Raw genomic sequence first — 18,698 nt, 5'->3', positions numbered from 1 at the left:
CTCCAGGGTCTGCAATGTGCAGTAGCCGGAGGTTGTTTGCTGTCAAAAGGCTATATGCTTATAATCTGCCGCTCACCGCAGCTTCGCGAAATAACTGCGCAGCGCCCAGCCGCGTTCCTGACGCTTCTTATACTTAGGCAGAGAGCGGTAGACAGCCAGCGATTCGTTAAAAGCAAGCTTGGCGTCCTCAGTCCGCCCCAGCGTTTTGAACATCGAGCCAGCCAGATAATAGGCTTCGCTGGAGGAGGATTGAATCTCCTGGAATTGGCTTACATAATGCAGCGCTTTGTCCTGGTCCACATGCCGGAAAATCTCGGCCAGACGCAGGTAAGGCTGCCCGTATTGCGCCCGGCGGTTGATGTCCAGCCCCTTAAGCATCTGCGCTTCGCCTTCGGAAAGCTGTCCCAGCTTGAGGTTGGCGTACCCAAGCTCCACCCAGTATTCAGCGGATGTCTCATAACGGTCAGCGATGGCGGTCAGCAGCTCCTTGGCCTCGCTGTAGCGTTTGCGTTCAATCAGCAGCCGGGCCAGATCGAATTTGGCGGTTACATCGTTCGGGTTCTGGGCGATAGTCAGCCGCAGCTTAGACATCTGACGGCTGCGGCGGAATGGCTTGGATAAGCTGGGCAGAATGCCGACATAACGGCGGTCCAGGAAATACAGGACGGCCAGCAGAATAATCAGGGCCAGAATCGGATTACCGAGCAGCCGGTAGAGGAGCAGGAAACCTAGAATTTTAATCATGGATATGAATTCCCTCCGTTACGTGTGTGGTTCGATTGCGCTTCCTGCAAGTTGGATATGAATAGGCAGGGTAATTATACCATATCATCCTTTTTTGAAGCCACGCTAAAAGAGGATGGGGGCCGGTCCTCAGTTCCAGGTGATCCATAAGCCCCCAGCTCCTGCCTGCACTGCTGTCATTGACAGGCTGCTGCCGAAGTCATAAGCTTTGTGTACAGTCAGATTGTCTCATCGCTATATTAGCTCTTATATAACAGTGTATTCAACTAACACTTGGAAAGAAGGATGAACCGTGGAGACATTGACAAGCAAGGTCCAGCTGCGTCCCCTGGGACGCTCAGAGCTATCGGTATCGCCGCTTGGCCTGGGCTGCTGGCAGTTCAGCCGGGGCAAAGGATTCGTAGGCCGTTACTGGAGCAATATCACAGACGCGGATATTTTGGATATCGTACGGGTCAGCCTAGAAGGCGGCATGAACTGGGTGGATACGGCAGAAATCTATGGCGGCGGCAAGTCGGAGGAGGCGCTCGCTCATGTGCTGGATCAGCTTCAGCAGGAAGGCAGCCCGCATGCGGCTCCGCTGATTGCGACCAAATGGTGGCCGATGCTGCGGACAGCGAGCTCGATTACCTCCACGATTGATCAGCGGATTGCTTGCCTGGGCGGCAGAGGCATTGATCTGTACCAGATCCACCAGCCGTTCTCCTTATCCTCGATTGCCAGTGAGATGAAGGCAATGGCGGGACTGGTACAGGCCGGCAAAATCAGGTATGTCGGGGTAAGCAATTACTCAGCTAAGCAGATGGTGGAAGCGCACCGTATCTTGCAGACCTACGGGCTCACTCTGGTCTCCAATCAGGTCAAATACAATCTGCTGCACCGCAGTATCGATCAGAACGGCATCATGTCTGCGGCCAAGGAGCTGGGTATCTCGATCATCGCCTATTCCCCGCTCCAGCAGGGTATCCTGACCGGCCGCTTCCATAATGATCCTTCGCAGGTGGCTGCCGTCTCGCGGTCCCGGCGGATGATGTCCGGCCTGGACGACAAGAGCCTGGCCCGCAGCAAGCCGCTGATCACCTCCCTGACCGCACTGGCTGACAAATACGGGTGCACACCGGGACAGATTGCACTCAATTGGCTGATTCATTATCATGGTGACACCGTAGTTGCGATTCCCGGCGCTTCCAAGGTCCGTCATGCCCGGGAGAATGTCGGCACCATGACCTTCCGGCTGGAGCCGGAGGAGCTGGAACTGCTGAATGAGGCCTCCTGGGCTGCCTTGAAGAAGTAACCCGGAATTCGGGCCGCTCTTCATTAACTCAAACGGGGAGTGAACTGACATGAATCAGAAATGCTGGGTTGTCTTACAATATCCCTTGAAAAGCATTAAAGGGAGCCAGCGCGATGAATGGTTGAGGGATAAAGTAACGGAATACCTGAATCTCTTTTTAGCGGATGCGGAGCTTGGCTATGTAGACGGGTCTGAGATGGGTAAAACGGTATCAGACCCGCAGCAATTTGTACTTAATATCTTTTGTGTCATTACGGATGAACAACGGGGTATAGCTCTGATCAAAAAAGTATTAAGAGAGCATAGGCTTGATTATACCCGGATCAAACTGGCCACGATGCCCTTTGAGGGCGGAGGAACCTATACGCTGAAATATGTCTCTAAGAAAGGCGTGACTGATTTTTCGTTATAGCCATTATTTAGTCGAGCTGATGAATGAATAGGATGATGCTCAGCAGCGGACCCGGACTTTGATTTTCAAGTCCGGGTCCGCTATTTCCATTTTTCTGAGATAAAACTGTTTAGGATTGGAAAGAGCGGTTTATATAAGGGATAAGATGCTTCGCACTCACGCAAATAAGGTGAAGATTATGGAAGGAGGTTGAACTTCAATGAGTATGAGCGTACATAACCTTATGGCTTTTAATCATCAGTTTTTTAGACCTCAGCCCGTTGTCCATCCCAAAGCGCAGAGACAGGAAGACAAAGTCCAGAGCTTTCAGGAGGTCCTTAACGAGAAGCTGAGCAGCTATGGCGACATGAAGAAATAAGCAATAGAGCCGCAGAACTATTTTATGCAGAAGACATCGCAGCAAATCATAGAGCATTCAGCAAAAGCAGCAAAAAGGTGCCTCCCGGAACTCGGAAGGCACCTTTTTGCTGTTTAAGAAATTATTATTAGGAGTATATCAGATTTCATCGGTTAAAGGCTGAATGTATGCTAAAAACCAAATACAATCGGCTGGTATAACGGCATATGGTCCAAATCTATGTGGAAAACAGCATACATTGTGCTCGGACGCAGGCACATGGTCCGAATGTATACGAAAAACAGCATACATTGTGTTCTCAAGCAGGCATATGGTCAAAATGTATACGAAAAACAGCATACATTGTGTTCACATGCAGGCAAATGGCCCGAATGTGTGCGAAAAACAGCAGCATTAATTGTGCTCAGACGCAGGGCATCTTATTCCTCTGCTAGGATGCCTTTGTTCAGATCAAAATATCTATATTTCACGCTGTACATTATCCTTGTATTTCTCGCCGAAACGGTACCGCCCTTAAAAGGGCGGCAAAGCCGTTTCCACTTGCTGCGCGTTGGACCTCAGAGCACCTGTATTATCCTGCCATCCGGCAGATTAACGTTTGCTTCGAACGCGCTTTGATTTGTGCAGCTTCGGTTCTGAGCCTGGCGCCTGCCGCATGATCCATTTCAGATAAGCGGCAATCTGCGGGTCGCTGCGCAGGCTATCCAGTGTCGTAAGGCCAAGAACAACGAGATCGCTGTTAGTATACAGGGCATGAATCTGCCGGTGGCAGGCCTTGCATAGAAGGACCGTCGGGAGCAGGCTGCCGCCTTTCTCGCGGGGGATCAGATGATGAACGGTAGTTGCAAGAGGAGAACGGCCGCACAGCTCACACGTGTCCAAGGCCCGGCCAGTCATATCTTAAGGCCGGACTTCGAAGAATTCACAGCGGCTGCGCGAGTAATAAGTCAGATCACTGACCCGCGACTGGATCACAACATCCGAATCCGTGAACCGCACTATCGTAGCGCCGGAATTCACCAGATGGTCATCCTGGAAGACGCGGACGGGCAGCTTGCGGTCAATCGCTTCCTGCAGATCCTGGTCAGTGAGTAGTGGTCGGTTGATGGGCATGGAATAAATCTCCTTTAGATAGGGATAACTTCAGTTGCAGCAAATACGATCAGTATACCCGTCTGCCTGCCAGAAATCCACTTCCTTGGTGTGATCCTTCAATTTATAAGGGCAGGAGTCGGGAATAGGCACGGGAACTATAAATCTGGAAGGATGACAGTCAGGTGGTGGACGCGTTGGTGAAGAAACGGTACAGTGCAAGGCCGCGGATAGAAGTCAAAATTAAGCAATTGGATATTATCAGTGCGCGGAAGATGTCCAAGACAAAGCAGATTGTGGGGTATGAAATCACGGTCAAACTAGTTATGTCGAAGCTGGAATCGGCCCTTCGTTACCGCCTTCTAGCTGACTTCAAGGAGGGCAAGACCATGTTCTTGGACCGAATTACCGGCTCTCCAGAGGATTTGCAGACCGACAATGTAGAATGAGTGATCATCAGCGGCGTGCATACTCATGATTAGATGGATCTCCTGGTGGCCAAGATCGACGACAATAACGGAATTTCACACTTTCCGGGACCGCGAAGGATTTTGATTTCATTGAGCAGTTCCCAGCATATATAGCATAAAGATGGTTGCTTCAATGATTCAATCGGTTTATGATTTGATCAAGGAAAAATAAGGGGTGAATCAATGAAATTACTGGACGGACTCTAGCTTCCCTGAAGGAGGTTAGAGCTGATTTGAGTAGAAGCATTAAGAAAACACCCGTAAGTAAAGATCAGGCAAGTCGTTGGATCAAACGGCAGGCAAGCAAGGCCGTACGAAGATATCCTAATGACATTTCATTTGGAAAATCCTATAGAAAGATTTTTTCTTCTTGGGATATCAGTGATTGGCGGTTCTACACACCGTACAAACAGACAGTTAATGAGTGGGAAACTACTCACAAGACTTGGCGTAAACAGGTGAGTTTTCAAGAAATGACTTTCCAATGGGCTAAGAGCTTTAAACGAAAATAGTGAAGGAGTCGTTGGCAGGGAAGCGCCAGCGACTTTTTTGCATTCTAATACAAAAATCTGGAGGTCTTTTGCAGAAGCAATAAATTAGAAAAATACCTGTCCAAAGGGAAACAGATCTTCAATCTTTCTGTCAGTGAGGCAGTTAGCAGAGAGAGTTCAATATTATTAAAAGGATAAGACTTCTTTCGAATATCTCATTACATAAAAACAACCACCTGTTTTAAAATCGTAAGTATTTCCACCATAAATCGGCAATATGCCTCCTCAAAAAAAACCGTGGCCTACGGTACACTAAATCTTGTAAAAGAAACCTTTGAGAGGGGTACAGAGGAATGAAAAAAACAAAGAACCTGGCGCTGGCGCTGGTCTCCATCATGCTCATGAGCTCACTTGCAGCATGCGGAGGAAATAACAACGGCGGCAACAAGTCTGCGGAAGGAAATACGGGTAACAACGCGTCAAGCACAGCAGCACCCGCTGCTGAAGGAGACAAGACAGAGCCGGCAGAGAAGGTCGAGCTGTCGTTCTGGACACTGGGCAACGTGAACTATGAAGAGCTGGCGGCTGCCTACACCAAGGAACACCCTAACGTAACCATTAAAATTCAGAATACTGGTGACCAGACGGCCCACCACAACAATCTGACCACAGCACTCTCGGCGGGTTCAGGCGCACCTGACATTTTCCAGCTTGAGATCGGTTTCATGGAACGCTTCCTGGGCGCCCAGGACAAATTCTACAACCTGAATGACCTCGGAGCCAAAGACATCCAGGCCAACTATCTCGACTGGAAATGGAAGCAGGCTTCCTCCATCGACGGCAGCTTCCAGCTTGGACTTCCGACGGATATCGGCCCGACAGTAGTCTACTATCGTACTGACCTGGCTGAAGCAGCCGGACTGCCAAGCGATCCTGAAGGCTTCGGCGCAGCCATCGATACGTGGGACAAATTCGCTACGGTAGCGAAAGCGTTCAAAGACAAGACAGGCAAGTATTTCTCCGACTTGACCGACCTGACGTACAATGCGCTTCGTGACCAGTCGGCGGACGAGATCTATTTCAGCAAAGCAGACGGCAGCTTCATCGGCGATACCAATCCGCAAGTGAAGAAAGCGTATGACTTTACCGTTAAAGGCATTCAAGAAGGCTGGATCAGCAATGTCATGCTCTGGTCGCCTGAATGGGGCCAAGGCATGAACGATGGATCGTTCGCTGTCGTGATGGGTCCGGCCTGGATGGCCGGCAATATCAAGAGCAACGCACCGGACTCCTCCGGCAAATGGAGAATTGCCCAGCTTCCTGAGGGCGCCGGTAACTGGGGCGGTTCGTTCATCACGCTGCCGAAGGAAGGCAAGCACTCTAAGGAAGCCTATGATTTCATCCAGTGGCTCGTGAACAAGGATAACCAGCTGGAATCCTTCAAGACCAAAGGCCTGATGCCTTCTATCCCTGCACTGTACGAAGATCCTGCATTCGTGGATTTCAAGGATGACTTCTTCGGCGGACAACAGACGGCGGTGGAATTCGGCAAAGCGGCTAACCGCGTGAAGCCGGTATACTACGGACCGCTGCATGACCAGACCGATACCTTCTTCAAGAATGCGCTGAAGAACGTGCTGGAGAAGAAAGCCGATCCGGCCAAAGAGTGGGACGATGCTGTCAAGCAGTCAAAAACGCTTGCAGAACGCGGCTAACCTGTAATACGCGGGGAACAGACTTCCCCAAATGTCCGGATTCACGGAGTAGTCTCTCTGTGAATCCGGATTTAGATATGAATTCTCTGGAGGTGTGACATGGCTGAGCCCGTAATTACGAGTCCGCATGCCGAGAGCAAACGACCTTTCTTCACTGAACAAAGACGGAGCCGCATCACTGCGTATACTTTCATTTCACCGTTCTTTATTCTGTTCTCGATATTCGGACTATATCCAATTTTCTTCACATTCTATTTATCGTTCTTCAAGTGGGACGCCTTAGGTCCAATGAAATACGTCGGCTTCAAAAACTTCGAGCTGATCACCACGGACCCGACCTTCTGGATCTCCTTCAGCAACACGCTGATTATGGGGCTGATGGGAACTGTGCCGCAGGTTATGCTGGCGCTGCTTCTGGCGGTGCTGCTGCATTCGGGGATGACCCGGTTCAAGAAGACCTTCCGCATCCTCTATTTCATGCCGAATATCACTTCGATCGTGGCGGTTACACTGGTATTCAGTACGCTGTTCGGCAATAACGGGATGATCAACTGGCTGCTTAACGGAATCGGGTTAGAGAGCATGGCCTTCAATTCCGGCTGGTGGGGGGTCAAAATTGCCATCTCCACGATGGTCATGTGGCGCTGGACGGGCTACAATGCGATCCTGTTCCTCTCGGGCCTGCAGAGTATTCCGATGGATCTGTACGAATCAGCCAAAATCGACGGGGCCAACCGCAGACAGCAGTTGTTCTTCATTACACTGCCCCTGCTTAAGCCGTTCATTATCTTCGTATCCCTGCAATCCACCATTGGTGCGCTGCAGCTCTTCACAGAGCCTTATGTCTTCCTCGGCCAATCCGGCACCGGATCTACCCGGCAGGAAGGGATTACGATGGTTACTTATTTGTACAGTGAGGCCTTCCGCAACGGCTTCTTCGGTACAGCGGCGGCTACAGCGGTTCTGCTGTTCCTCGTTACGATTCTGTTCTCTGTCCTCAATATGCTGATCTCCAGAGGCGGCGGCAGACAGACTGGAGGGAAAAAAGCGTGAGCACACTGCGTATGTTTAGAAAAAAACCGGATGATCTCGGCTTCTTCGGCAAGCTGGGCTTCTATCTTCTACTGATTCTCGGAGCACTGGTCTCCATCTTCCCGTTCTATTGGATGTTTGTGGTCGGGACCAATGATAAGGGAGCCGTGTTCCACGTACCGCCGCTGCTCACTATCGGAGACCAGTTCTTCGAGAACTTCAAGCGGGTGCTGGACAAATCGGACTTCTTCCAGGCGCTTGGCAACTCGCTGTTCGTCTCGTCGATGGTGACGGTCTCGGTCGTGTTCTTCTGTACGCTGGCCGGGTATGCTTTTGCCAAATATGAATTCCCCGGTAAAAACGTGCTGTTCGTATTCGTTATTGCCACCCTGATCGTTCCCCAGCAGCTTGGCGTACTGCCAACCTATGTCATAATGGCCAAGCTTCACTGGATCGACAGCTTCAAGGCGCTGATTGTTCCAGCTATGGTCAATGCCTTCGGCATCTTCTGGATGCGGCAGTACATCTCTTCGGCCGTGCCTACCGAGCTGATTGAAGCCGGACGTATTGACGGAGGAGGCCACTTCCGGATTTTCTGGAGGATTGCCGTGCCGGTCATTACACCCGCGATGGCTACCCTGGGTATTCTGAATTTCATGACGGTATGGAATGACTTTTTCTGGCCGCTGGTGGTCTTGAAGAACAAGGAGCATTTCACGATTCAGATTGCATTGCAGCAGCTGTTCACTACACGTGACGGTCTTGATTACGGAATGATTATGTCCGCTACCTTCACGGCCACGCTGCCGCTGCTGGTTGTCTTCCTGCTGTTCAGCCGCTGGGTCATTGCGGGACTGACTTCAGGTGCCATCAAGAGTTAACTGTCTGTCTATTTGGTAAGTAAGAGGATTTACAGAATGCTGTGAAGAATAATAATCAAGTGGAAACGGTTTTGCCGTCCTTTACAAGGACGGTACCGTTTCAGCGAGAAATAGAAGGATAAGTTATCGTGTGAAACCTATGAATTCTTCTATTTGGACAGAGACCGCAGGAGGAAGGGACACGTCATGAAGCTCCGCCGCAAAATCTTGTTCGCTATTATTCTTCTTGTATTCATTCCCGTGATTGTCATGGGGATTGTGACGTATGTGAATTATTCGAATGCTATGGAGAAGAAATCAAGTAATTTCTACTGGATCTCCCTGCTGGAGACGGACCGCAAGCTGAAGTTCGCCCTCAGTGAGATTTCATCGATCACCAATTCAGCGATCACGCAGCCTGCGATCCAGCAGTCGCTGAAGCAGCAGAATTTCGTCCTCACCTATGACCGCAAGCAGGAAATCAACAACCTGCTGATTAACCATCCGATGATCACCTCGTTCAGCCTGTACGGGAAAGACCGGCTGCTGTACCAATACAATGCGCCGATGTCTTTTGCGGATATGCACAAGCAGGTCTGGTTCGGAGCCATGGAGGCTGCCGAAGGGCGTCCTGTCTGGTCCGGTCCCGGAGAGAACGGCTCGGCCAGCGGCGATAAGCCGGTGCTGGTCCATGCCAGAGTGATTAAGGACTATTATTCGCTGGAGGATATCGGCTATCTGGTTGTATATGTGAAGCCGGATCTGCTTGATCAGATTTTCTGGGAGGCTGCGACCCTGAAGAAAGGGGATATCCTGCTGGTCAACAAGCAGGGCAATATCGTCTTTAACAAGTCCGGGGAGCATATCGGGGAACGGACGGATTTTCCTTTTTTGCAGGAGAATTATAACCAGGAGCAGGACTATTACATTGACAATTATCAAGGGGAGCGGTCACTGATCACTTTCCTGCCTTCACATAACGCGGACTGGTATCTGGCGGCCATTACGCCGATGAACCTGATCTCCTCCGAATCGGTCTCCATCCGCAATATTGCGATTATTCTCGGCATGGTATCGCTGCTGTCGGCCTTCCTGTTCGACCGTTATTTCATCCGCAGGCTTGTCCGCAGCATTAACAGCGCCGTGAACGGCATGAAGCGGGTCAAGCAGGGGATCTTCACCCCGATTCCGGTACCGCTGCGGGCCAATGATGAGAGCGATTCCCTGATTGACGGCTTCAACCGGATGAGCTCGCAGATCAATGAGCTGATTGACCAGGTCCAGACCGAGCAGGGACGCAAAAAGGAAGCGGAGATGCAGGCGCTGATGGCCCAGATCAACCCGCATTTCATCTATAATTCACTGGAATCGATCAATTCCATGGCGGTGTTGGCAGGCAACAGGGATATCAGCAAAATGGTCATCTCGCTCGGCCGGCTGCTGCGGATCAGCATCAGCCAGAATCAGGAGCTGATCCCGCTGCAGATGGAGTTCGAGCATGTCCGCCATTACCTGGATATCCAGAAGTTCCGGTTCGAGGACAAATTCTCCTATGAGCTGGACTTGCCGGAGCCGCTGAAATACGTGATGACCCAGAAGCTGATTGTTCAGCCGATTGTGGAGAACGCTTTGTATCATGCCATTGAGCAGATGGAGGAGCACGGGACCATTACAGTCACCGCCCAGGAGAACGGCAAGGATATTATCATTATTGTGAAGGATAACGGGCCGGGCTTCGATCTTGAGGTGCTGATGAGCCAGTGGAACAAGGAGCGGAGCAATCCCAAGAAATACAGCGACAGCGGGGTTGGGCTGAAAAATGTGCATGAGCGCCTGAACATCCGGTTCGGCAATCCCTATGGCATTCTGGTCTGCTCCTCACCGGGCTTCGGATCAGCCATCTGCATCCGGATTCCGAGGATACAGCCGTCATGAGAGGGAGAAGCCAAATGAAAGATCAGCGACATGTGCTCAGATGGTTGACCAACTGGGGATGGATTCTCCTCTATATTGTGCTGATGTCCGGCGCCGTATGGTTCATTATGCAGGAGGACCGGGAGCAGATTGAGGATACCTCGCCCGAGAAGATCACATTGACCTTCCGGCATTTCTGGATCAAGGAGCATGACCGGCCGCTGCTGGCGATCTTCGAGGAGGTTGTGCGCAGCTACCAGGAGAGCCATCCGAATGTGAAGGTGAACTTCGAGGGGCTGGACCAGAATATCCACCGGGAGCAGAAGCTGAAGAGTGAGATGGTAACCGGCACACCGCCCGATATGTTCGTCCTGTTCGGCGGAGCGGAGATCGAGCCCTACGTGCGTTCAGCCCGGCTGATGGATCTGACCGATTTCACTGCCCAGAACGGTCTCAGCAACCAGTTCAAGGATCTGCATCTCTGGACGTTCAACAATCATATCTACGGACTGCCTATCGAGGGCAATGCGGAACCGCTCTATTACAATAAAAAAATCTTCACCAAGCTAGGCATTAACACTCCGGCTACGTTGGCCGAGCTGGATACGGTGATGGCGAAGCTGAAGGCAGCGGGGTATATCCCGTTTGCGCTGGGGAACGAAGACCGCTGGCCTGCGGGGATATTCGCCCATTATCTGATGGACCGCTACGCCGGACCGGAGTTGATTCAGAAGCTGGTTACTGGCGAGGATATGTCGAGCTTCCAGAACAGTGGCTACCTGGAAGCGTTCCGGCATCTGAACAGATGGGTGAAGGCAGGCTATTTCAGTGAGGACTCTAATGATACCTCCACCGAGGGTGCGGTCCGTCTGTTCACTGAAGGCAGGGCAGCCATGTATCTGAACGGCAACTGGGATATCAATTTATTCTCGGGGGACAATGCCCCGGACGATTTCCAGAGCCGGGTTGGAGTCATTCCCTTCCCCGCACGGGAGGCCGGCACAGAGCCGTCTATCGCCGGAGGGTATACGATTGGCATCGGGCTGTCTTCGAGCCTCACCGGAGCGAAGCGGACAGCGGCACTTGAATTGATGAAGGGCTTCTATACGAAAGAGATTCAGACGCGGATTGTCTATGAGGGTCTCCGAATTCCGTCGATGCGGATTGCATTTGACCCGGAGAAGACCGGACCGGTCTTTGCCCAGGTGATGGATATGATGGAGGAGAATGAGCAGAGCTTCGTCCCGTATGACAATCTGTTATCGCCTGAAGTGAAGAAGACCTTCCTCAGTGTCATCGAGGAGATGATTGACGGAGGGCTGCAGGCGGAGCAGGCTTTGCAGCAGCTGCAGGATGCGTCCAAGCAGTATTGGAATCTGATCCGGAGTTCTTCGGGTCAATAAGCCTGGGGGTGTAAGTGATGAAGGAGCAGCAGGAGAAATATAAGGTACTGCTCGTAGATGATGAGCCGATTATACTGCGCAGCCTGAAGGTTGCGATTCCATGGGATGAGCTGGGCCTGAGCATTGTGGGGGAAGCGAAGAACGGGGAGGCCGCCTTGCAGCAGATTCAGCAGACCGCACCACACATCATTATCAGCGACATCCGTATGCCGGTGATTGACGGGATCACGCTGATGAAGGAGGTTCTGCCGCGCAGCGCCAAGCTGATCTTCATTTTCATCAGCGGCTACGGGGAATTCGAATATGCCAGGGAGGCCCTGCGGCTGGGGGCCTTTGATTACTTGCTGAAGCCGATTGACCATGACGAGCTGGTGGAGATGCTTAAGCGGGCCAGGGAGCGCCTGGACCGCCAGAAGGAGAACGAGCAGCTAATGCTCTCGGTGCAGACCCTGTCGCTGCTGGCCCGCGAGCGCATGCTGGCCGAATTCACGCTGGGCAATCCGCGGCCGCTGCAGCACCTTGTGTGGCTGGAGAACAGCGAGCTGGAGGGAGAATACTTCATGGCCGTGGTCCGTCTGGACGACTACGCGGCCTTGACGGCGCAATGGAGCGCCGAGGAGAAGCGTCTGTGGCTGTTTGCCGTGCGCAATATCCTGGAGGAGTGGTCGCTTACGAACGGCGCATTGTCTATCTTCCCGTTCTATAACGGAGAATGGATTCTGCTCTTCCCGGCCAGCCTGAATGATGGTAAGCGGGAACTCGGGGAGCAGCTTATAGCCGGAATCAAGCGCTACTCCAAGCTGAACTGCTCTGTCGGCATCAGCAGAAGCACCAGCGGGATTGATCAGCTTAGCACGGTATACCCGTTAGCCTCCCAGGCGCTGTACCAGCGCTTCTATTCCGGTCAGGCCGGTGTCTTCCTGGAAGAGGAGACAGCAGCGGCAGGCAACCGCGAGGTGCAGTATCCGAAGGAGCTGGAGCTGTCGCTGATTGAGAGCATCCGTACTCTGAATATGGAGCGGATGCTGACTCATTTTGACGAGATGTCCGTATTCATTGAAGCCCAGAGCTTGCCCCAGCCGCTGGCGGAGCGCCTGATGATTGAGATGAGTGTGGTGCTATACCGGCAATTCGAGCATCTGAATACGCATAATGACTGGTCCATTGAAGGGCTGTTCAGCAAGCTGAACGGACTGGGCACGTTGCCGGACATGATGAATGTCCTGAAGACCACCTTCCGCGACTGGCTGGAGCAGAGTCATAAGACCGCAGCCCGGGAGGACGGACGGAGTATCATTGAGAAGGTCCAGCGGTACATTGAATCCAATTACCATAAGGATCTCAGCATCGAGGAGGTATCCGAGGTGGCCGATCTCAGCATCAGCCATTTCTGCACCCTGTTCAAGCAAATCTCCGGCTACACGTTCCTCGAATTCGTCACCCACTGCCGGATGGAGAACGCCAAATACATTCTGCGCAGCAGCAATGTGAAAGTGTATCAGGTCGCACCGCTGGTCGGCTATCAGGACCCGAGATACTTCACCCAGGTATTCAAAAAAGCGACCGGCAAGACGCCCACAGAGTACCGTGAGGAGCATGTGAAGCAGGCCTAGCCCGGGCGAGTAATATGCAATTGAATAGGACGGAACCTTGAAAAAGAAACAAAAAAATCGCTCGTTTTGGTAAATGGAGGTACCACCCAACCATCGCCAAAGGAGCGATTTCTTTGTACATTCACGGATTAACTTTGTCTTCCAAATGGAACTTGAGGAGGATATTCCAGCCCCCCCCCCTGAGAGTCACCCCCTGAGAGTCACCCCCTGAGAGTCACCCACCATAACGCCATCCTGCCTGACTACCAACCGCCTACCAAACTATCGGCCATCCGCCAGTTCCCCGACTCGCTATGCACCTAGTTATTTTTACGCCATCAATCCAGCTTTAACGGACCTGAAACACGTTATTTCCAGGAAAACGCCACCTTGTGCTGTTTGACGGACTGAGAAGACCTTATCGTCTCTTTACGAGAGGTTTAAAAGCGGCAATTCCAAGAATAAGCTCCATGAGGTCCGTTACTTTACTCAAGGGGTGACTTTCATCCTGCATAAGCGCACCTCAGTCCGTTACACCGGGCCAAACGCCTCTTATGAACCATCCCGTCATAACCATCCATCCTTATTTATTTTTTATAGATAAAATAAAACTTGTCTATTTATAAATAGACAAAATAAATAAAAGTCTATATATTAATATACAGATTAGATGTTTATCTATTTAGAATATATTCAAATGATGGAGGATGTTAACGTGTTAAGTAACAAGTATGTACGGACGATTATGCTGTCAAATGTGCTATTGCAGCTCGGGGTGTGGGTGCGGAATTTTGCGATTCTGCTGTATGTGACGGAGATTACGCACAATGATCCTTATTATGTCTCGCTCATTTCGGTGGCTGAATACGGCCCGCTGTTTCTGTTCGCCATCATCGGGGGAACCTTCGCAGACCGCTGGCGTCCCAAACGGACCATGATCGTAAGCGATCTGTTGTCCGCGTGCTCAATCTTTGTTGTACTGCTGGTGGTCATGTCAGGCTCATGGCACGCCCTGTTGTTTGCAACAATGGTGTCGGCCGTCCTGTCCCAGTTCTCACAGCCTTCAGCGATGAAGCTGCTTAAGCAGCATGTGCCTGAAGAGCAGCTGCAGAGGGTTATGGCCATGTTTCAGTCGCTTACAGCATTCTTCATGGTCATTGGTCCGGTGATAGGCACCTTCATCTATAGTCATTACGGCATTGAGGCCTCACTTGCTGTGATGGGCGGGATGTTCATCGGCTCGGCGCTCATTCTGGTCAAGCTGCCCGCTGACCGGATGGAGGAGACCGGACAGGCCCGCAGCGGGTTCCTGGCGGAGATGATATCCGGACTGAATTATGTACGTGCAAGCCGGGTACTGAAGAACCTTGGAGTAACGTTTGCCTTCGCCGGGCTTGCCGCCGGACTGGTTCAGCCGCTGGGTATCTTCATCATTATGGAGAATCTGGGCAGAGACAAAGGCTTCCTGCAGTGGGTGATGATGGCGAATGGAGCGGCGATGCTGCTGGGCGGAATGTTTATTATGAGTAAAGGCAAAACTATGAAGCCGCAGACAATGTTATCCCTAGGCCTGCTGATCAGTGCGGCAGGGACGGTAGGAGTAGGCTGGTCACATCACACAGCGCTCACGCTGGTGCTCCAGACGGTTAGCGGATTCTTTTACCCTTGTATTCATATCGGTATCAATACCCTGCTGATCCGTCATACGGAGACTGCTTATATGGGCAGGGTGGGCGGCATTATGGGGCCGATGTTCATGGGCTTCATGGTAATCGGAATGTCTGTAGCCGGCTATGCTAAAGGAATGCTCTCTCTGTCCGCAGTCTTCACGGGGAGCGGCGTGCTGTTCCTGAGTGCGGTGCTGATTCTGTTGCCGCTGCTCAGAACGAAGGAGGAGGGCAGACAAGCACTCCAGAGCCGACTATGACATTTGTCATACATCAGAGTTGATATTTATGACTTACGGGGATGACACTTCTTTCTTTATACTGGAAATATAAGAAGTATCCTTGAATGGATGCATCCGAGGAGGAACCGATCCCGATGACCAACAACCAGATACCCCAGCTCTCTACATTGAAGAAAAGCGTAGCCCCTTACGAGAAAACAGACCTCAACACGAGCATAAAACAGCTCATTAATACGCTTGGGCCCCTGGTGCTATTATGGACCGCCGCTTACTTCAGCTTATCCGTGTCCTACTGGCTGACCCTGATGTTCGCTATTCCGGCTGCCGGCTTTGTCATCCGCACCTTTATTATTTTTCATGACTGCTGTCATGGGTCGTTCTTCAAGAACCGCAAGGCCAATGATATTGTCGGCACCATCACCGGTGTGCTTACCCTGGTCCCTTACCGCCAGTGGAAGCACAGTCATTCAATTCATCACGCCGGAAGCAGCAATCTCGACAAAAGAGGCATCGGGGATATCTGGATCATGACGGTGGATGAATATGTGGCTGCCAAGCCGCTCCAGCGGCTCTATTACCGGATCTACCGTAACCCGCTGGTAATGTTCGTCATCGGACCGATTGCCGTATTCCTCATCCAGTACCGGTTCAATGCCAAAGGGGCAAGACGCAAGGAACGGATGAATACGTACCTGACCAATGTGTCCATTGTGGGTCTATATACTGGAATCATTCTGCTCATAGGCTGGCAGGCGTTCCTGCTGGTACAGCTGCCGATTGTGTTCGTGTCCGGCTTCCTCGGCATCTGGCTGTTCTATGTACAGCACCAGTTCGAACATACTTACTTCGAGCATGATGAAGAGTGGAGCTACGTGAACGCCGCTGTAGAAGGAAGCTCTTACTATAAGCTGCCGAAGCTGCTACAATGGATTACCGGCAATATCGGATTTCACCATGTGCATCACTTGAGTCCGAAGGTGCCGAATTATAATCTGGAATTGGCTCACAATGCTAGCCCGCCTTTGCAAAAGGCAACCACTATTACACTCAGCACCAGTCTCGAAGCGCTGAAATACCGTCTTTGGGATGAAGAGCATAAGGTCTTCCTCAGCTTCAAGCAGTTGAAGCAGCGGTTGCGGAAGAGTGAGCCTGCCGTGAAAGAGGGGCTGAAGGTAATCAAACCGGGGTTCCAGAGCGAATAGAAGCGGTAACATTTAACATGCAGAAAGACAGATCCGGGGAGCAGGATGCCGGGTCTGGTCTTTCTTTTTAGAATACACACAGGTTGTTTCGAAGGAAGTTGCCGGTCGGAGGCTGGTTTATGTTAAAATGGGGGTATAAACTTGCTGGCAAAAAGGATGGCTAACATGCAGAAGTGGCATCATATTTTTCATAAAAGTACGGGACTGAGCCCTTATGTATGGGTTGTTTTTTACATTCTTCCGTTCTATTTCATCTTCCGATCCTCCTCGGCGGACCGCTGGGTGTATGGCATCCTGATGATTATGGTCTTCTTCGCCTGCTACGTGCTGTCGTTTAAGTCCAAGGGCTGGGTGGTCTATTTCTGGACCAGTGTGCAGATGATAGTTTCTGTTACGATGACGCTGCTGTTCGGGTACATGTACTTTGCGCTGTTTCTGGCTTTTTTTATCGGGAATATTCAGAAAAGAGCGGCCTTCTTCACCCTCTATCCGATCCATCTGCTGACAACTATTGTAGCGATTAACTATGAGCTGATTATGCGCAATCCCGTATTCCTCTCGCAGCTGCCGTTCGTGCTGGTCAGTATCATTGCTGTGGTGCTGCTTCCGGTCACAACGTATAACCGCAATAGGCACGATAAGCTGGAGGAACAGCTGGAGGATGCCAATAAACGGATCTCCGAGCTGGGCATTATGGAAGAGCGTCAGCGGATCTCCCGGGATCTGCATGATACGCTGGGACAACGCCTGTCACTGATCGGACTGAAGAGTGACCTGGCCGGCAAGCTGATCAGCAAGAATCCGGCACAGGCCATGATCGAAATTAACGATGTCCGCGTAACCGCCCGCAGCGCGCTTAAGGAAGTCCGGGAGATGATCACACAGATGCGGGGCATCCGGGTTGAAGATGAGCTGGTGCGCATCCGGCAATTCCTCCAGGCGGCGGAGATCGGTTATATACTGGAGGGTGATCCCGTTCTGACCAATACCTCGCTGATTACCGAGAATGTGCTGAGCATGTGCATGAAGGAGGCGGTAACCAACGTGGTGAAGCATAGCGGTGCTTCGCTGTGCCGGATACAGATTGAATCTTCACGGACCGATCTGTTCATCAAGGTGAAGGACAACGGCGGAGGGATTGAGGGGACCAAGCTGTATCATAAGGGGCATGGCCTGCAGGGAATGCGGGAGCGGCTTGAGTTCGTGAACGGTTCGATGGAAGTGATCCAGGATGAAGGAACTACACTAGTGATTAAGGTGCCGAATGCGTCGCAGCAGCCGGACATGGAGGTGAACGCGCAATGATATCCATCGTGATAGCCGAAGACCAGCGGATGCTGCTGGGAGCGCTGTCGGCGCTGCTGGATCTGGAGGAAGACATGAGGGTGGTCGGCAAGGCGGGCAACGGGGAAGAGGCTGTGAAGCTGGTGAAGCAGCTACAGCCGGATATCTGTATTATGGATATTGAAATGCCGGCTATGACGGGCCTGGAAGCGGCAGAAGCCCTGAAGGGGGCAGGCTGCAAAATCATGATTCTGACCACGTTTGCCCGGGCAGGGTACTTCGAGCGTGCGGTCAAGGCCGGAGTGGATGCCTATCTGCTTAAGGACAGTCCCAGCGAGGAGCTGGCGCTGTCGATCCGCAGTGTCATGGACGGCAAACGGATGTATGCGCCGGAGCTGATGGATGAAGCCTACAGCAAGGAAGCGAATCCGCTGACCGAGCGGGAGAAGGAAGTGCTGGGGCTGATTGCCGACGGCAAGAATACGAAGGAGATCGCCAGCCAGCTCTACATCACCACCGGAACGGTCCGCAACTATATCTCGGTCATTCTGGACAAGCTGGATGTGGGCAACCGGATCGAGGCGATTACGCGGTTTAAGGAGAAGGGCTGGTTCAAATAAAATATCCCTGCGGGGAAGCAGGAACGGCAGCTGTCTTTTAGGAGGGCTGGCCGTTTTTTTGTTCGACTTTTGTTCGATTATAGAGTGTACATAAACCGCTTAGAACGGAGCTTGATTAGAAGCGAATCTAGGACCTATCACCCATTTTTCATCTGAAAGCGGTTACTCTATTGGATCGGACGCTAAGATTTGCTAAAATAAATGCAAACATATGATCCTATTTGTAGTCGTTTCATGTGAAGTTGGGTAATAAATACTTGTGCCCCGTATGCACGTTTATTCATTCTGCTTACATCCTAATTCAGC

18 protein-coding genes are annotated in these 18,698 nt (G+C 51.6%); 15 read left to right on the top strand and 3 right to left on the bottom strand.

What is annotated here, in order from left to right; genetic code table 11:
* Positions 1 to 72: 72 nt before the first annotated feature.
* The gene (locus MHH78_RS22155; RefSeq protein WP_341168828.1) at positions 73 to 744 is read right to left on the bottom strand and encodes a tetratricopeptide repeat protein; all 672 of its coding nucleotides are present in this window, start codon (positions 742 to 744) and stop codon (positions 73 to 75) included.
* Between the two features lie 292 nt (positions 745 to 1,036).
* Here MHH78_RS22155 and MHH78_RS22150 point away from each other — a divergent pair, with 292 nt between their 5' ends.
* From MHH78_RS22150 to MHH78_RS22140, 3 genes are all read left to right on the top strand, one after another.
* Positions 1,037 to 2,038 (top strand): aldo/keto reductase, encoded by a 1,002-nt coding sequence (locus MHH78_RS22150; RefSeq protein WP_341168827.1) that lies wholly within the window; start codon positions 1,037 to 1,039, stop codon positions 2,036 to 2,038.
* A 49-nt stretch (positions 2,039 to 2,087) separates the two neighbouring features.
* Positions 2,088 to 2,450, top strand: coding sequence for a hypothetical protein (locus MHH78_RS22145; RefSeq protein WP_341168826.1), 363 nt, complete (start codon positions 2,088 to 2,090; stop codon positions 2,448 to 2,450).
* A 199-nt stretch (positions 2,451 to 2,649) separates the two neighbouring features.
* On the top strand, positions 2,650 to 2,808 hold the full coding sequence (locus MHH78_RS22140; RefSeq protein WP_209873214.1) for a hypothetical protein: 159 nt from the start codon (positions 2,650 to 2,652) through the stop codon (positions 2,806 to 2,808).
* A 591-nt stretch (positions 2,809 to 3,399) separates the two neighbouring features.
* On the opposite strand, the gene MHH78_RS22135 is transcribed toward MHH78_RS22140, so the two are convergent.
* Both MHH78_RS22135 and MHH78_RS22130 read right to left on the bottom strand, forming a co-directional pair.
* Positions 3,400 to 3,705: an HNH endonuclease gene (locus MHH78_RS22135; protein WP_341168825.1), complete on the bottom strand. Its 306-nt coding sequence runs from the start codon at positions 3,703 to 3,705 to the stop codon at positions 3,400 to 3,402.
* Between the two features lie 3 nt (positions 3,706 to 3,708).
* A complete protein-coding gene (locus tag MHH78_RS22130) occupies positions 3,709 to 3,921 on the bottom strand; it encodes a hypothetical protein (RefSeq protein ID WP_209873220.1) in 213 nt (70 codons plus the stop codon).
* A gap of 179 nt (positions 3,922 to 4,100) precedes the next feature.
* On the opposite strand from MHH78_RS22130, the gene MHH78_RS22125 reads away from it, so the two are divergent.
* The 12 genes from MHH78_RS22125 to MHH78_RS22070 all read left to right on the top strand — a co-directional run bounded on the left by MHH78_RS22125 (position 4,101) and on the right by MHH78_RS22070 (position 18,392).
* Positions 4,101 to 4,349 (top strand): hypothetical protein, encoded by a 249-nt coding sequence (locus tag MHH78_RS22125; protein WP_341170361.1) that lies wholly within the window; start codon positions 4,101 to 4,103, stop codon positions 4,347 to 4,349.
* Between the two features lie 254 nt (positions 4,350 to 4,603).
* Positions 4,604 to 4,882, top strand: a complete 279-nt coding sequence (locus MHH78_RS22120) for a hypothetical protein (protein ID WP_341168824.1) — start codon at positions 4,604 to 4,606, stop codon at positions 4,880 to 4,882.
* Between the two features lie 332 nt (positions 4,883 to 5,214).
* A complete protein-coding gene (locus tag MHH78_RS22115) occupies positions 5,215 to 6,576 on the top strand; it encodes an ABC transporter substrate-binding protein (RefSeq protein WP_341168823.1) in 1,362 nt (453 codons plus the stop codon).
* A gap of 99 nt (positions 6,577 to 6,675) precedes the next feature.
* Positions 6,676 to 7,629: a carbohydrate ABC transporter permease gene (locus MHH78_RS22110; protein WP_036729218.1), complete on the top strand. Its 954-nt coding sequence runs from the start codon at positions 6,676 to 6,678 to the stop codon at positions 7,627 to 7,629.
* Complete coding sequence (locus MHH78_RS22105; RefSeq protein ID WP_036729216.1) at positions 7,626 to 8,489, top strand: carbohydrate ABC transporter permease; 864 nt, start codon at positions 7,626 to 7,628, stop codon at positions 8,487 to 8,489. The genes MHH78_RS22110 and MHH78_RS22105 overlap by 4 nt, the downstream gene beginning before the upstream one ends.
* A gap of 186 nt (positions 8,490 to 8,675) precedes the next feature.
* Positions 8,676 to 10,403: a cache domain-containing sensor histidine kinase gene (locus tag MHH78_RS22100; protein WP_036729213.1), complete on the top strand. Its 1,728-nt coding sequence runs from the start codon at positions 8,676 to 8,678 to the stop codon at positions 10,401 to 10,403.
* A 14-nt stretch (positions 10,404 to 10,417) separates the two neighbouring features.
* Positions 10,418 to 11,785 carry an ABC transporter substrate-binding protein gene (locus MHH78_RS22095; RefSeq protein WP_036729212.1) on the top strand — a complete coding sequence of 456 codons (1,368 nt, stop codon included), beginning with the start codon at positions 10,418 to 10,420 and terminating at the stop codon, positions 11,783 to 11,785.
* Positions 11,786 to 11,802: 17 nt separating this feature from the next.
* On the top strand, positions 11,803 to 13,398 hold the full coding sequence (locus tag MHH78_RS22090; RefSeq protein WP_341168822.1) for a response regulator: 1,596 nt from the start codon (positions 11,803 to 11,805) through the stop codon (positions 13,396 to 13,398).
* 694 nt (positions 13,399 to 14,092) lie between these two features.
* Positions 14,093 to 15,304, top strand: a complete 1,212-nt coding sequence (locus MHH78_RS22085) for an MFS transporter (protein ID WP_341168821.1) — start codon at positions 14,093 to 14,095, stop codon at positions 15,302 to 15,304.
* Positions 15,305 to 15,420: 116 nt separating this feature from the next.
* Complete coding sequence (locus MHH78_RS22080) at positions 15,421 to 16,488, top strand: fatty acid desaturase (protein WP_341168820.1); 1,068 nt, start codon at positions 15,421 to 15,423, stop codon at positions 16,486 to 16,488.
* A 165-nt stretch (positions 16,489 to 16,653) separates the two neighbouring features.
* Complete coding sequence (locus MHH78_RS22075; protein WP_341168819.1) at positions 16,654 to 17,793, top strand: sensor histidine kinase; 1,140 nt, start codon at positions 16,654 to 16,656, stop codon at positions 17,791 to 17,793.
* Positions 17,790 to 18,392, top strand: coding sequence for a response regulator transcription factor (locus tag MHH78_RS22070; protein ID WP_076074553.1), 603 nt, complete (start codon positions 17,790 to 17,792; stop codon positions 18,390 to 18,392). The genes MHH78_RS22075 and MHH78_RS22070 overlap by 4 nt, the downstream gene beginning before the upstream one ends.
* The last annotated feature ends 306 nt before the right edge of the window (positions 18,393 to 18,698 follow it).

Origin of the sequence: Paenibacillus sp. FSL H3-0333, assembly GCF_038002805.1 — a bacterium.
In the GTDB taxonomy this organism is placed as follows: domain Bacteria; phylum Bacillota; class Bacilli; order Paenibacillales; family Paenibacillaceae; genus Paenibacillus_AQ; species Paenibacillus_AQ silagei.
The sequence above is the reverse complement of the archived record's forward strand: the minus strand, read 5'-3'. Positions and strand labels throughout refer to the sequence as shown.